Here is a 15267-nt window from a genome sequence, read left to right as displayed (position 1 = left end):
TTAATCCCTAATCCCTTAATCCTTAATCACGTGTTTATAGAACAACCTCCTGAGTTTTTTCGCAAACTATATCCCGGTGCAGTCTGGAGGATGGACCCCAATGAAAAAGCCGTTTATCTGACTTTCGACGATGGCCCTATCCCCGAAGTAACTCCCTGGGTGCTCGACCTGCTGGATAAGCACAACATCAAAGCCACCTTCTTCATGGTAGGTGACAACATACGGAAGCATCCGGACGAATTCCGGATGGTCGTTGAGCGTGGGCACCGCATCGGTAACCACACCTTCAACCATATCCGTGGATTTGAATACACGGCCAAGAATTATCTGGGAAATACCGAACAGGCGAAGATTTTCATGGAAATGGGTGGGGACATCAATTGCAATGTGGAGAAGGTTCTCTACCCTCTCTTGTTCCGCCCTCCCCACGGCCATATGTTCGCCAACCAGTATCTCACGCTGAAACGAACCTACAAGATTGTGATGTGGGACCTCGTGACCCGCGACTACAGCAAGAAGCTGCGCGGTCCGCAAGTGCTTGCCAACGTGATGCGCTACGCCCGCAACGGCTCCATCATCACCTTCCACGATTCCCTGAAATCCTGGTGCAACGGAAACCTGCAGTACGCATTGCCGCGCGCCATTGACTTCCTGAAGGAAGAGGGATATGAATTCAAAGTATTATAAACTTGAAACAGCAGAAAGTTACCAACATCTGCTGTCACAATAAATTCCACATAAAATAAGAAGGGGTTGTCTCGGCAAAAGGCAACCCCTTACATTTTATAGGCTCATGTCCTGTTCCACAAGAATAAACAGATGTTTTATAATTACCAAGTAAATGTACATCTGTATTCATCCCACTGGTCTTTTACAACCAGTTCCGTAGGATAACTGTCGGAATTCAATGTCCATGTAAAATACATATCGGACACAGAGTCCTCGCCATTGTATGTATAATGCCCTACAAGCGGCAGATGTTTCGTAGCCTTACCAAGCATACCTCCATAATAGGCATATATCATCTCGTCCATATCCACATCCAGTATTTCATCAAACAACATCAGGCAGCCCTTATTCTCGATAGGAGCTGTTATATTATCCGTCGTATAGTCTATGGCAGCACTATACTCCCACTCGTCATTGCTGTCGATAATTCCGTCACCATTGAGATCCCCACTAGCTACATAACGTGTGGAAGTCTTCACCACATCTCCATCCTTATAGGTGATGTTCGTTATTTCACCATCGCTTTCAGAGCGTTTCATTACAACCAGATGGCCTTCAGTGTCGTATTCCATCTCCCAAGTAAACTCATCGGCATCGGGAGTACCAGCGTGGTCTATTGAGTTGCAAAATTCCACATAACCATCGCTGTTGAGCTGCAAGTTCAGTTCTGTAACATCGCCCTCTTCATCCGTCACGGTGATTCTTGCTCGGTCCTTTGCAACATCTGCCTTTGTAGTAGCGGGAAAGTACTCAAAGACGGCTTTATCCCCATCCTCAGTTGTAATGTTCGTCACCAGCCCTTCTTCATTGTGAGAAATCGCCATGCCCGAAACCGACTTCGGAAGCCCTCCCGTAAACACTTGCGAAGGATTGACCACAGTGGCGGTGTTTTCGCCACCCTCACCATTCTCATTTTCGTCATCGTCACTGCAAGCAGTGAATCCCAAGCACAACGCCACACCCAACATGGAGGCAGCCATCATTTTAAACATTTTCATAAGTTACAAATCTTGTTTTATCCCCATCCCTCTAAGGAAAATCCATAATAACAAAAGTATAAGGAATGCCGTCCGTATCTCACGACAACAAGACTCTGCCATTCAAACCCGGACAGATACTTTTGGCCATTTATCATTCCCAGACAAAGCTTAATATTTTTTGCAAAGTAATAAACTTTTCCTTTCACTCCTTGTCACTGAAAAAGGTGATTTTTCAGCCACATACAGAAAAAATTCAGCATCTCCAATAAAAAGCAAAATGAATAAGACGTATATTTGCAACAACTAAGCACAGATTGAATTCCACTAAAATATACCGATATGAGGGTACGCCATACTAAGCTATTATCACTCCTCTTTTCTTTAACCACTATCCTGCTTCACGCCGGAGAAATACCAACAGACACTCTGTTGGCACACTTCTACAACCGGGCAGCCAATCTCATGGAAGAAGGACACTACGATGAAGCGCAACGTAGCTTCGACAGCGCCTTTGCCACCCGGAACGTAAAGCACTCCTTCATGTATCCCATCTTGCTGAACGAACAAGCCACACTGCTGGTCTATGTGGGAAAGACAGAAGAAGCCTTTGCCATGAAAAAAAATGTGCTCCCCTACCTGCCGCAGATAGATGATTTGGAAAAGCACATCAGCGTATACAACGATTTGGGCCTCCTCTACCGTCAGCACCAAATGAATGACTCTACACTCTACTATTACAATAAAGCACTGGACAGTGCCTTGCAATATGGGGACGAAAGCTGGATAGCCCACATCTGCAACAATGTGTCCATCCTATACTTCAATATCAGGCAGCTGGACGAAGCCGAAAAGTATACCGACATGGCCGCCGAACATGCCGCCAGAACCGAAGACCCATTCGTAGCCTTCACCACCTGGCAAATCAGGGCAACCATAAAGGCTGAACTGAACAAGCTGGATGATGCTGAAAAATCCAACCGCAAAGCCTGGAACATTGCCTGCCACGGAGAGGGAAACGAAGACCTATGGAAGATACGCTGCCTGCCCGGCATGCTGAGACTCTTTGAACGAAAAGAACAACCCGATTCCATAGACCACTACTTGAAATTGGGGAACAAACTACTACAACGGGTACCATCCAACTCCATCGCTGCCATAGGATTCATACAATCGAGGGCAGCCACCGAAACAAACCGCAAAAACTATGCCCGCGCCTTGAAGGACTTCCACTGGCTGCGTAACCGGAAAACCGGTACCGAGCCCAAAACATTATTTACACAAATGGCACGATGCTACGATGCCTTGGGAAACCCCAAACTGGCCTACACCTATATGGATAGTGCCCGCATGTGGACTGATACGCTGGCACAGCACAATCTGACGCAACAAATGGCAGAATTCAACGTGAAATATCACACACAAGAAAAGGAATTGGAGATAGCCCACCTGCAACAAGAACAACTGGAACACCAAGCCTTCCTGCTAAAAGCCTCCATTGCTGTAGCCCTTCTGTCTGGTCTTGCTCTCATTACTTTGTTGACGCTCCGCCACAAGAAACGAATGGCCGAAAAGAAGATTGAACTGCTAAAGCAAGAAAACGAACTGAACTCGGCACGCCGCTACATTGAAGGGTTGGAAGAGGAATGCAAATATTTTGCCAAGGAACTGCATGACGGTATAGCCAACGACCTGCTGGGGCTGCAAATGAAGATAGAAACTTCTGCCGGCAAAGGGAATGAGCAGGAACTGGCCTCACTCGTCAGCAAACTGAGAAACAACGTGCGGAATATCTCACACGAACTGATGCCTCCCGAATTCGAGCATCTCAGTCTAGACCAGATACTCGACCGTTATGCTGCCAAACTGACCGAGAACACCGGCATAGAGGTCAGCTATCATCCAACGGAGAACAACGCATCACGCCATCTTCCCAATGAAACCGCTTATGAGCTGTACCGCATCGTACAAGAGCTCACCATGAACATCGTGAAACATGCCTCAGCCAGTCATATAGTCATCAGTCTCCGTGCCGACAATGAAAATAAATATACCCTGCAAATTACAGACAACGGTAAGAATGCAAACAAGCAACAAACAGCAACAAACAACAATGACGGCATAGGATTGCGCACCGTAAACGACCGTATCAGAGCCATCAACGCTACCGCCAATGTATGCTCGTCAACAGAAAACAACGTTTTCACCCTACTGCTTAACATAAACGAATGAAACCAAACAAAGAAACATACAGAATACTGGTAATAGATGACCACCCGATTGTTGCTGAAGGCATCATCGCATTGGCCTCGCAACTCGAAGAAGTGACGTGCAAAGGAGCCACTTGTGCAAAAGACGTGGAACAACTGACCCTCAAAGAGAGATTCGACCTTTGTATCATTGACCTTGAACTACCGGATATGAATGGATTCCAACTCATATCCCACCTTCACAGCCGGATACCCGAATGCGGCATTTTAATCTATACCATGCATGAAGAACCTTGGATCATAGCCAAATTATCCACCCTAAACATCAACGGAGCTGTTTCAAAAAATGCCAGCACCAGCGAATTGAGAGACGCCATCAGTACACTGAAAAACGGAACCAGATACTTCAGCAATGTTTTCAGCGAACTGGACAAGGAAAAACAAAACACCCTACCACATGCACTTCCCGAATTGTCGAGACGTGAAAAAGAAGTGCTCGCCTATCTCTCGCAAGGACTGAGCACTTCTGAAATATCCCAATTACTATTTCTCAGCATCAATACAATACAGACTTACCGGAAGCGCCTGATGGAAAAACTGGAGGCCAAAAACGTTGCAGAACTTGTCTACAAGGGGAAGAGCTTATTCTGAGAACATTTGTCATTCGTCCGGACAGTTACAAACCTCCAACTTCTCAATCTTCTCCGTCTGAAAAGGAAGAAAATCAACTTAGCGGATACTCACCGTCATCGGATTGCGCACCTTCTGTGCAAAATCAGCCATGTATCGGTTCCAGGCTTCAGCAGTCTTGATGTCCGCGCGGTCCCAGGCAAAGCCCCAGTAATACACGTAGTCAGCGCCCGGCTCATAGTCGCTGACAACCAGTACATGACCGTCCGCATTGTTACGTATCTTCTTCTCCTCTATGGGGAAAAGCACGGTTTTGGCTTCCTTCACAACGGCAGGGAAAGCGGCCCCCATAAATATCTTGCCATTATCCGGTCCGGTAGTGGGGTCTACATACGTCATATAGCCACCGGCGGCATCAGCCACCACAGCACCGTCCGGTTCGTGCAGCACAATACCGGTAACAATGGGCAAAGATTCCTTTAGATTGCTATACGAAACGGCAGTACGGTTCAGATGAGAACCGGCATCCAGCGTAATCAGACGTGTTTCCACCACCGCAGTATCCCCTTTCACAGCCAACGGATTGAACTCCAGCTTCACGGTGAAGCGCAACGGACCGTTGTCCAGCACCTCCTGCGTCTTGTAGCACCACGGATAGATAATGGTATCATTCACCATCAATGCAGACACTCCGGCTCCCAATGTTGGACCTACTGCATAGCAGTCCATGCCATAACCGTGGTCTATATGATAGGAGAATGTGCGTACCAGCTCATCGGCTGCCTTCGGGTCTGTCTTGCGCAATTCATTAACCTGCTTCCAGGAGTCTGCATCCAGTTCCTTGGCATACATGTCTTCCAGTACCGGTGCAGCAGTGCCTCGCTTCGTAAACAAGTCGTAGCCGAAACCGCGTTCACCCCTTGCCTGCAATGCAGGACCGTAGGCACGGAAGCCTACCAAGTCGTTCTCCCAGGCCATGTCGTCCAGACGTTCGGGATACTGCCGCCCACAAGCCCTTACCTCCACATCGACGGGAGTACCGGCCTGGACGGTATATGCAGCCGATGCATTGGCAGCTACCGTCGCAGGGAAGATTAATTTGTCATCGTAGGTCACTTGGTAAGGCACCTGCTCCCCTTCGACATTCAGAACCACAATCTGTGCGGTGTCTGCCAGATTCAGAAGGTTTGAGATTTCGGTCATGGACACCTCTACCATCTCATCGGAACGGTCCATCGCTAACGGATTGGTTACCGTAACAGTCACTATCTTGCTATCGTTGCAAGCAAGACAGCAGAGGGCCGCCATACATAATAAAAGAAAGTTTCTCATATAATCATTGCTTTTTCCTAATCAGTTGTATAACTTTCTTTTAGGCGCGGATTTCGCGGATTATACGGATTTTCCTTATCCTTTCCGCGAAATCCGCGTAATCCGCGCCCAAAAGAAAAAGGTGACAAGTGACATTATCCTGCCACTTTATCACCTTCTCAATTATCCTTAAATTTATTTCGGTTGCTTTCCGATATAAGCCAAGATACCTCCGTCTACATAGAGGATGTGACCGTTTACCGCATTAGAGGCTTCCGATGCCAGGAACACTGCCGGACCGGTAAGTTCTTCCGGAGCCAGCCAGCGGCCTGCCGGAGTCTTGGCGCAGATGAACGAGTCGAACGGGTGACGGCTACCGTCGGCCTGCTTTTCACGCAGCGGAGCAGTCTGCGGGGTAGCGATGTAACCCGGACCGATACCGTTACATTGGATGTTATATTCACCATATTCAGAGCAGATGTTGCGAGTCAGCATCTTCAAGCCACCCTTGGCAGCGGCATAGGCCGACACAGTCTCACGACCCAGTTCGGACATCATAGAGCAGATATTGATAATTTTACCGTGGCCCTTCTTCATCATGGCAGGCAGAACAGCCTTTGATACGATGAACGGAGCATTGAGGTCGATATCGATTACACGACGGAAGTCAGCAGCCTCCATCTCGTGCATAGGAACACGGCGGATGATGCCGGCATTGTTTACGAGGATATCAACAGAGCCTACTTCCTTTTCAATCTGGGCTACCATGGCCTGAACAGCAGGTTCGTCTGTCACATCACATACATAACCGCGTGCCTTGATACCCTTTTCAGTATAGGCAGCCAAGCCTTTGTCTACCAACTCCTGGTTGATATCGTTGAAACAGATAGTTGCTCCTTGCTCTGCAAAAGCTGAAGCGATAGCAAAACCGATACCATAAGAAGCACCTGTAACAAGGGCTACTTTACCTTCCAAAGAAAAATTCAAATACGGATTCATAACGTTAAATTATTAAGTTTAAATAAGTGATATTCTATTTATGTACGATTTGCAAGTAGTTTATACTCAATGGAAACTTTATTTTGGGAGAATGCCTTCCCTATAAGGAAATCGCAGCGAATGCTTTTCGTATCGTAGCTTTTCACATCATCGGGATGCTCAGCATAGCGAATTTCATAGTTCGTTTTCATGATTGCACTACATTTAATAGGTTATAACTTCAGCCATCAAATACACATCGTTTGCGTACACGATGCAAATGTAACAAAAGAAAATGGAGAAACCGTATAAATTTGTGTCAATTATATAGCAATATCGTTCAAAGATTCGTAAAAAGAAAAAATCTATACCTATAGTGCCAACAAGAGGGGGAAAGAATAACAAAAAAACCCACTAAAACTTGCGATTTTAGTGGGTTTTTAGCTGCAATTAGCTGTATCGTAGTTGGACTACCAGGATTCGAACCTGGACAAACAGAACCAAAACCTGTTGTGCTACCATTACACCATAGTCCAAACATAGGGCTTTCTGTTAAAAAGCGGTGCAAAGATAAAAGGAAGCCCCGAAATATCCAAATATTTCGGGGCTATTTTTACTGCCGAAGCATCATTTCCTTAATTACTTCTCTTTAGGCTACCGTTATTTGGCGATAATCAGATAGTAATTCTTCTTGCCGCGCTGTACCAGCAGGTATTTTTCGTCCAGCAGGTCGGCTGTCGTAATCACCTGGTCGAAAGCAGCCAGTTTCTCCTTATTCAGAGAAACGCCACCGCCTTGCACCAGCTTACGCATCTCGCCCTTGGAAGCGAATACAGCAGCATTATCCACGAACAAATCCACCGCCTTCACACCGGCAGCCAGTGCATCACGGGATATTTCGAACTGGGGAACACCCTCGAACACAGCCAGCAGCGTATCTTCGTCCAACTTCTTCAGTGCATCGGAAGTTGCATTGCCAAACAAGATGTTGGATGCATCCACAGCAGCGTTATAGTCCTCTTCGGAATGAACCATGATAGTCACTTCCTTGGCCAGGCACTTCTGAAGGACGCGCAAATGGGGAGCAGCCTCGTGCTCGGCCGTCAGAGCGTCAATCTCCTCCTTGGACAGTGCAGTGAATATCTTTATGTAGCGTTTGGCATCCTCGTCGCTCACGTTCAGCCAGAACTGGTAGAACTTATATGGAGAAGTGTAGCGCGGGTCGAGCCAGATGTTTCCGGACTCTGTCTTGCCGAACTTGCCACCGTCGGCCTTCGTAATCAGCGGGCTGGTCAGTGCAAATACCTCCCCACCGTTCGTACGGCGAATCAGTTCGGCACCAGTGGTGATGTTACCCCACTGGTCGCTGCCACCCATCTGGAGCTTGCAGCCTTTGGTTTCATACAGATGAAGGAAGTCGTACCCCTGCAACAGCTGGTAGGTGAATTCCGTGAAGGAAAGACCGTCACGTGCCTCACCGTTCAGACGCTTCTTTACAGAATCTTTCGCCATCATATAGTTCACGGTGATGTGCTTACCCACTTCACGGGCAAAATCGAGGAAAGTGAAGTTCTTCATCCAATCGTAGTTGTTCACCAACTCGGCACGGTTGGGGGCATCCGAATCAAAATCCAGGAACTTGGAGAGCTGGGCCTTCATACCGGCCAGGTTGCGCTGCAACGTCTCTTCCGTAAGCAGATTGCGTTCGGCAGACTTTCCGGAAGGGTCACCAATCATACCCGTAGCACCGCCAATCAGTGCCAACGGCTTGTGTCCGCAACGCTGGAAGTGACGCAAAATCATCACACTGCAAAGGTGCCCGATGTGCAAAGAGTCCGCAGTAGGGTCGAAACCAATGTATGCAGTCACTTGTTCCTTAGCCAGAAGTTCTTCCGTACCCGGCATCATATCGTGGAGCATGCCACGCCATCTTAATTCTTCTACAAAATTCATCGAATGATTAAGTTATCTGATTAATTATTTAAGTGATTATCTATGAATTGTTTGATTCCTATTTTAATCTGCGCAAAAATACGACTCTTTATTCGAAGAAACAACTCTTAGGGTTTAAAAAAGACTTTGCAGACATTTCTCCGGAGTGTTTCTCCAAGCTCCTCGGGAGAGATGCCGCGCACTTCGGCAGCGCGTGCATACAATTCCCCGATGGAAACTTCGCTTTCATCCGTTTCGATGAACAGCCGGTCGGCAGGTACCCGGCACAAGGCTGCTTCCTGGTATTTCTCCCCGAATGAAAGGTAAAAGCCATGTTTCAGATATTCCTCCACCAGCGCCGCCTTGCCACGGAAACCATGTATTATCCACGGATTCGACGGGCGCAAGTCCCGCTTCACCTTCAGCAGTTCATCAACCGCCTTCACCAGATGAATCACCAGCGGCTTTCCCACTTCCTCTGCCAAACATGCCTGGCACCTGAACACTTCCACCTGCAAATCCATCGGAGCATCTGCCAGCTTGTCCAGCCCGGCTTCGCCCACGGCAAGTACTTGGGGATGGCGCACTAACTCCTCCAGGCCGCACACCCTGCTAGCCACAGCACCTTCGGCTCCTGAGTGTTCACCTCCACTCCGACCTATATGCCAGGGATGTATCCCCACCGAATACCATCCGCCGCTCTGTGGAGAGAACGTTTCGGGATAGCAATTTGCAATGGCAGTTCCGGGTACTTGCGGAAGCCGGTGTGTATGTATGTCAACTGGAATATTCATGGAACGGGATCATATCCGGAACCTCCCCAGGGATGGCAGCGCAGAATGCGCCTGACTGCCAGACAAAACCCCTTGAAAGGTCCGTGTTTCTTGATGGCCTCCACCGCATATTGCGAACAAGTGGGGGTAAAACGGCATGAAGGCCCTATCATGGGCGATATGCACTTCTGATAGAAATAGATGGGAAGCAGCAGCAGATATGAAAGCAGACGCTTCATGACACCTGCGGAGTTTGCTCGGTTTCAGCATTTGCCGCTACCTTCTCGGCAATGCGTGCCAAAGCTGTCTTCATACGGTCCTCGATGACAGAAGAGTCTACCAACTGGTCCGAAAGATAGATGAAGGCCACGGCCAGACGGCACTTTTTTTCCGTCAACACTGCCAGCAGTCCGTGTTTGTTCATGCGGTAGGTTTCACGTATCTGGCGTTTCACGCGGTTGCGCTTCACCGCCCGCTTGAAACGGCGTTTCGAGACACTTACAAGAATGGAAACGGGTGCCTCCAGCTCCTCCACCGGCAGATACACCACACGCAAAGGGAAAACCGAAAACGAACGTGAGCCGCCCGCAAACATCTTCTCTATCACTTTCTTCTTGTCCAACCGTTCGGACTTACGCAAGGTATTTGGCATGGGGTGATGAGTTATAAGTTATGAGTGATGAGTTATGAGTGATAAGTTATGGGGCGATACAAAAACGAGCTACAAGTACCTGGCGACATAAAAGCACAACCACTTGTAGCTCAATTTTATAAATCCATTGTTATGCCTACAAGCTATAAGCAAATCACTCATAACTTATAACTCATAACTCTTTTTACTTTCCTTTATTATTTTCCTTGATAAACATGTCAAGCGCCGCCGTCATTGAGGGTGCCTGCACGCTGGGAGCTTCCAGGTCAAGACGAAGCCCGGCATCACGGACTGCCTGGGCAGTGGTAGAGCCGAATGTTCCGATCTTGATTTCCTTCTGGTCAAAATCAGGGAAATTCTTCTTCAAGGCACTGATGCCTGCCGGACTGAAGAACACCAGCATGTCATAATCAAAAGCCTCATCTGCAGCAAAGTCATTGCTGACAGTACGGTACATGACAGCTTCCGTGTGCTGAATCTTATTCTTATCCAGCAGATTCTTCACGTCATCATTGTGTACATCCGACATTGGTACCAAGTACTTTTCAGTCTTATGCTTAACAATGGAAGGTATCAAATCGTCAATCTTCCCGGTGTTTCCGAAGAAAATCTTACGCTTACGATACTGCACATACTTTTGGATATACAGAGCAACGGCCTCCGTCACGCAGAAATACTTCATTGTTTCGGGAATTGTCACACGCAATTCTGTACACAAGTGGAAGAAATGATCAATAGCATGACGCGAAGTAAAAATAACGGCAGTATGATCCAATACCGAAATTTTCTGTTGTCTGAACTCTTTCGCTGAAAGGCTCTCCACTTTGATAAATGGGCGAAAATCTATTTTCACACCATACTTCTCGGCGATGTCGTAGTAAGGAGATTTCTCTGATGCCGGTTTCGGCTGCGACACAAGTACTTTCTTAATTTTCAACGTCCTAAAATTTTATTATCAAATAACTGTTTAGCTGCATCACACCTTGATATAACACAAAACAAGGCATGATTTCAAGGGCACAAAAGTACACAATTAAAAGCAAACCGCCATATAAATTGTTACAAAAAAGCTTTAACCACTTGTATAACATCAATATTTTAGCAAAAAAGGCTAAAATCAATCCTATTATTATCGTCAGCTGCAAACTCAAATCAAAATAGACTATGAACAGAGCAAACGGGAAAAGGGCGAATCCCAAGTAATAAAGTAGCGTAGAATAGGACTCAAGCCATAGTGTTGTAACACTTTCGTCAAAAAAAATCCAACCCAGAAAAGAGTAGAGCATCCACTTCAAGCACAAATAGAGGAGACACACACCGATGTAAATCCCCAGCAGAAATCCCGGCGGCACATGGTGTACCAATTCCGGCTGTATATCATTGAAGTAGCTGAAGATACAGACACCCACAAGGATGCAGGTTTGCAGGATGAGCAACAGCAGATAGCGCATATCGGCGGCTGTGGAAGTGGCAAATATGCTGGTACGTTCGCGATGAAGCAGGAAATCCTTCACCAGCTGCAGCAGGAACTTGCGGCTGCGTGACAAAACATAGGCCGACAGAAAGAAACAGCACAAAAGAACCACGGTGATGCCATCGTCCATTCTCGGAGAATATGGGATAGGAATCCCCTCCGTCCCCACTACTGCACAAGCCATCAACAGTCCTATCATATTGCAGCGAATTTACGGATGGAGGCGTCCCACAAGGGAGTGGTATGTATCAGTTCCACGGCTTCCTGCGGCGTCTGAGCCACATGCCAGATGGCACCGTGCTGCACGCGCATGAAGTTTTCGTCCACTGCCTGCCGGAGCATATCGAGCAGAGGGTCGAAATAGTTCTTGACATTCAGTATCACAATCGGGTTCAGATACAGTCCGAGTTGCTTCCAAGTGATGATTTCCAGCAGTTCTTCCAGGGTGCCGCAACCACCGGGCAGGGCGATGACGGCATCGCTCAGGTCGGCCATTGTCTTTTTCCGCTGGTGCATGCTTTCCACTTCCACGAGTTGGGTAAGTCCGGTGTGATGCCATCCCTGCTCCACCATGAAGTGGGGAATGACGCCCGTCACCTCTCCCCCTGCCCGGAGTGCCGCATCGGACACAGCGGACATCAGTCCCATATTTCCCGCACCATTAATCAGGCGAATTTGCCGCTGCCCCAGCAAAGCGCCCAGCTCACGGGCTGCATCGAAATAAACGGAATCTATCTTTGTGCTCGAAGCACAATATACGCATACGGAATTTATCTTGTTCATCATCTTGCCACACCCTTTTTTAGGTATCGCCACAAAGGTACATGATTTCGGGGAGATTTGAAACAAGAGAGTCTTATTTCCAAAGTTCTTCCGGATTTGTGGTGCGGACGCTGTTCTCGAACAGCCATTGGGTGCCACCGCTCCGAACGGTAAATCCGACGGGAATAGGTGCAAGTCTCCGGTCACCCGGCAAGGGGTCGCCTGTTTCATCGTCCATGCGGCTCAGTTCATGCATGCTGTACCAATAGTTATTTTTGGCCATATACGTGTCATAGTATTGCCCTTCATTTGCTTTTCTGTTTATAGCCTTACACAGACCGTTCGATAGGAAAAAATACGAAAAAGCTCTTCCTTCTCACTCATATCTGTCAATTTTCCATAAATTTGCAATGGACCTAAAACATCATGATGTGAAATACAAACGTTGGATTTACTTAACCGTCACTTTCGTCATCATATTGGCAGGACTTGCTTCCCGGAAATATGGCAATGCATTGCCTAAATTTATTGCAGAGTATATTGGCGATACACTTTGGGCAGCTATGGTCTATTGGGGATTACGCTTTCTCTTCCCTTCGGCATCCATACTCAAAGTGGCCGCAATCTCCTTACTGTTTTCTTATTGCATAGAAATCAGCCAATTATACCAGGTCGATTGGGCGAATGCCATACGAAACACCACGCTCGGAGCATTGGTCTTCGGGCATGGATTTTTATGGTCGGATATGATATGTTATACTGTCGGGGTAATGTTATCTGCCACCGTAGATTCTTGCGCTTCCTTTTCTTCTTCGGATGAAGCAGTATAAAAACAAGACGCGGACAAAGGAACACAGATTCTATGCAAGCCGCTATTATCCCCGCCAAAAGCATTCGTAGGACACATTTCACGAGGCTACACCTTTTACTCCGGATGGCTACACCCTTTCTATGCGATGGTATAGCCATCTGCAAAAAAGGGTGTAGCCCGGCACGGAGGATAGTTACAACATTAGAAATGGTATGACTGTTATATGACAAAAAAATATCCTAACATGCAAGATATGGGATATCTGATGTTAGGATAACGATAAAAATAGTCAATTCATATCAAGGCAAGACGGCCTAATTATCAATACAAAAGAGACTGCGTTTGTTTATGATAAACTGCATTTTTCTTTTGAAGATTTACGGCTATTGACAAGAGAAGCTACTAAATAAAAGATATTAATGATTACATAGCATAGAAAAAACTTCCACACTTTAATCGTTTCTTTTAGCCACTCCTCAACCCATAAGATATCAATCTTATCCCCACATCGATTTTCAATCTCATATTTATAACTAATTTCACAATTAATAATTGCGTATATAATTAATAATGAAAGAATTATTGATGTGGCAACAAACACAATTCTAAGCCATTTCATAATCTATCTTGTTTTATAAACTACACCTCCTGGTTTGGATATTCTCACTAAATGATTCTGCATTGATATTGGAAGAACAAATCTGTTGACAATAGGAATAGTAGTCCATGTTCCCAAATTACTTGTTTGTTGTAGCCTTGTCCCTTTCAGAGCATTTGACCCACTTTTATTCAACACGTCAGATACCATTGTTGTACAATTATTACTTGTCAGCTTATATTCATCAATAATACGAGCAGAAGAACTGTTATAATAATCACTTTTAGGATTATCTGGCATTGTAGTTGACATATTAATTAAACTTTTCGTCTAAAATATTAGCAACTTTTTCATCTGCCACATCTGTTACTACAAATACAGACATTCCACCAGCTGCTTTTTTTGTCATTGTAAGCTTTTGCTTCATCCCCCATTAACTTTAAAAGAACACCGGAACCATTTCCTAAAGAATTAGAGCTTCTATCTGGCCCTTTATTAGTTCCATTGTATCGTCCGTAGCTATAAACAGTCATATTAGATCCTTCACCAACACTAATCCATGTGTGACCAAAGGACTGAGTTTCAGTGCAAATTCTAATACTATCTCCATTCACATCAATATTAACAACCGGACTATTCGCCCCGTACTGATACGGAGACATCGAATAATACTTCTCGGCAAATCTGTCATTAGTCGTAAACCTTCCTAACGCCGTATCATAATGTCTCGCCCCATAATCATACCAATTCAAACCCTTCTTCGTATCAAACTCCTTGCCGTTATACTTGTAAGGCTGGGTATTGCCTGCAGTGGCAAATACACCACCGAAAGGGTAGTAATGGTTAGTTTCCTCCACAGTGCCAGACTGGTTGATCACTACACGGTTGTTACCCTGATGGTCCTTCAGATAGTAATGATACTGCTGGGTACCGGCCAGGTTGATGTAACCCTCTTCTGTGAGTAACAACTTCTGAGTACCGTTTTCATAGATCACATTACCGCAATAGTCAGTCGTTGTGGTTGTACTGCCTATCTTATGGACTGTTCTCAGTTTCGTGCCGTCAGCACCATAAGTATAGGTAATCGTGCTACCATCACTGAACGATACCGTACTGGGCAAATTTAATACATTATATTGAATATCGGCAATTCCCTTATTCAAATCTTTCGTTAAATTACCATTGACATCGTAGGCATACTCCCCTGCGGCGCTTGCACCGTTCACAAAGGCAGTGTTTGTACCGTATGCAGCGGTACTCACCGCATCCTCCACACAGCTCAACTGATTACCGGTCAATGTGTAAGTCAGGTTATCAAGCAGGCCGTAGGCACTGGCACCAGTCTGGCCATAACGTTGCAAACTCTTGATGTTACCGTTCTTGTCATAACCCGTAACGTTCTCCGAGAAGCGGTTCGCATTCGTGCTGAT

At 46.3% G+C, this 15267-nt stretch carries 17 protein-coding genes, 1 tRNA gene and 1 pseudogene; 4 read left to right on the top strand and 15 right to left on the bottom strand.

The genetic code is table 11. The features are described from left to right. The first annotated feature begins 30 nt into the window (after positions 1-30). A complete protein-coding gene (locus ACESTD_RS09380) occupies positions 31-687 on the top strand; it encodes a polysaccharide deacetylase family protein (RefSeq protein WP_005831030.1) in 657 nt (218 codons plus the stop codon). Positions 688-830: 143 nt separating this feature from the next. Here the strand turns inward: ACESTD_RS09380 and ACESTD_RS09375 are convergent, their stop codons facing one another. Continuing rightward, positions 831-1727: a DUF4595 domain-containing protein gene (locus tag ACESTD_RS09375; protein WP_005831035.1), complete on the bottom strand. Its 897-nt coding sequence runs from the start codon at positions 1725-1727 to the stop codon at positions 831-833. A gap of 321 nt (positions 1728-2048) precedes the next feature. On the opposite strand from ACESTD_RS09375, the gene ACESTD_RS09370 reads away from it, so the two are divergent. Together ACESTD_RS09370 and ACESTD_RS09365 are read left to right on the top strand one after the other, a co-directional pair. Next, a complete protein-coding gene (locus ACESTD_RS09370; RefSeq protein WP_118274640.1) occupies positions 2049-3938 on the top strand; it encodes an ATP-binding protein in 1890 nt (629 codons plus the stop codon). Further along, a complete protein-coding gene (locus tag ACESTD_RS09365) occupies positions 3935-4567 on the top strand; it encodes a response regulator transcription factor (RefSeq protein WP_005834075.1) in 633 nt (210 codons plus the stop codon). The genes ACESTD_RS09370 and ACESTD_RS09365 overlap by 4 nt, the downstream gene beginning before the upstream one ends. Positions 4568-4645: 78 nt before the next feature. On the opposite strand, the gene ACESTD_RS09360 is transcribed toward ACESTD_RS09365, so the two are convergent. From ACESTD_RS09360 to ACESTD_RS09305, 12 genes and pseudogenes are all read right to left on the bottom strand, one after another. Further along, a complete protein-coding gene (locus tag ACESTD_RS09360) occupies positions 4646-5878 on the bottom strand; it encodes a DUF4861 domain-containing protein (RefSeq protein ID WP_373158821.1) in 1233 nt (410 codons plus the stop codon). A 174-nt stretch (positions 5879-6052) separates the two neighbouring features. Continuing rightward, a complete protein-coding gene (locus ACESTD_RS09355) occupies positions 6053-6856 on the bottom strand; it encodes a gluconate 5-dehydrogenase (RefSeq protein WP_005831048.1) in 804 nt (267 codons plus the stop codon). Between the two features lie 56 nt (positions 6857-6912). Next, a pseudogene (locus tag ACESTD_RS09350) lies at positions 6913-7047 on the bottom strand (5-keto-4-deoxyuronate isomerase); the annotation flags it as partial. Positions 7048-7300: 253 nt separating this feature from the next. Further along, a tRNA-Gln gene (locus ACESTD_RS09345) sits at positions 7301-7371 on the bottom strand. A gap of 124 nt (positions 7372-7495) precedes the next feature. Then, positions 7496-8788 carry a tyrosine--tRNA ligase gene (tyrS, locus tag ACESTD_RS09340; RefSeq protein WP_005834072.1) on the bottom strand — a complete coding sequence of 431 codons (1293 nt, stop codon included), beginning with the start codon at positions 8786-8788 and terminating at the stop codon, positions 7496-7498. A gap of 107 nt (positions 8789-8895) precedes the next feature. After that, on the bottom strand, positions 8896-9561 hold the full coding sequence (locus tag ACESTD_RS09335; protein ID WP_005834071.1) for a TatD family hydrolase: 666 nt from the start codon (positions 9559-9561) through the stop codon (positions 8896-8898). Then, on the bottom strand, positions 9558-9779 hold the full coding sequence (yidD, locus tag ACESTD_RS09330; protein WP_005831056.1) for a membrane protein insertion efficiency factor YidD: 222 nt from the start codon (positions 9777-9779) through the stop codon (positions 9558-9560). Before yidD ends, ACESTD_RS09335 begins: the two co-directional genes overlap by 4 nt. Further along, complete coding sequence (gene rnpA / locus ACESTD_RS09325; protein ID WP_005834070.1) at positions 9776-10192, bottom strand: ribonuclease P protein component; 417 nt, start codon at positions 10190-10192, stop codon at positions 9776-9778. Before rnpA ends, yidD begins: the two co-directional genes overlap by 4 nt. Positions 10193-10376: 184 nt before the next feature. Next, positions 10377-11129 (bottom strand): uroporphyrinogen-III synthase, encoded by a 753-nt coding sequence (locus tag ACESTD_RS09320; protein WP_005834069.1) that lies wholly within the window; start codon positions 11127-11129, stop codon positions 10377-10379. Positions 11130-11133: 4 nt separating this feature from the next. Continuing rightward, on the bottom strand, positions 11134-11865 hold the full coding sequence (locus ACESTD_RS09315) for a DUF4271 domain-containing protein (protein WP_005834068.1): 732 nt from the start codon (positions 11863-11865) through the stop codon (positions 11134-11136). Further along, positions 11862-12449 (bottom strand): TIGR00730 family Rossman fold protein, encoded by a 588-nt coding sequence (locus ACESTD_RS09310; RefSeq protein WP_117958627.1) that lies wholly within the window; start codon positions 12447-12449, stop codon positions 11862-11864. Before ACESTD_RS09310 ends, ACESTD_RS09315 begins: the two co-directional genes overlap by 4 nt. Before the next feature lie 73 nt (positions 12450-12522). Further along, a complete protein-coding gene (locus ACESTD_RS09305) occupies positions 12523-12711 on the bottom strand; it encodes a hypothetical protein (RefSeq protein WP_009037546.1) in 189 nt (62 codons plus the stop codon). Positions 12712-12859: 148 nt separating this feature from the next. On the opposite strand from ACESTD_RS09305, the gene ACESTD_RS09300 reads away from it, so the two are divergent. Beyond that, the gene (locus ACESTD_RS09300; protein WP_117601091.1) at positions 12860-13258 is read left to right on the top strand and encodes a DUF2809 domain-containing protein; all 399 of its coding nucleotides are present in this window, start codon (positions 12860-12862) and stop codon (positions 13256-13258) included. Positions 13259-13585: 327 nt separating this feature from the next. On the opposite strand, the gene ACESTD_RS09295 is transcribed toward ACESTD_RS09300, so the two are convergent. Next, on the bottom strand, positions 13586-13858 hold the full coding sequence (locus tag ACESTD_RS09295) for a hypothetical protein (protein WP_009037544.1): 273 nt from the start codon (positions 13856-13858) through the stop codon (positions 13586-13588). A gap of 329 nt (positions 13859-14187) precedes the next feature. Beyond that, positions 14188-15267: RHS repeat-associated core domain-containing protein (locus tag ACESTD_RS09290; protein WP_373158820.1), on the bottom strand; the 1080-nt coding region annotated here is incomplete at its 5' end.

Source organism: Bacteroides sp. AR20, from assembly GCF_964250605.1.
Classification (GTDB): Bacteria; Bacteroidota; Bacteroidia; order Bacteroidales; family Bacteroidaceae; genus Bacteroides; species Bacteroides uniformis.
This window is presented reverse-complemented; position numbering and strand designations above follow the sequence as displayed.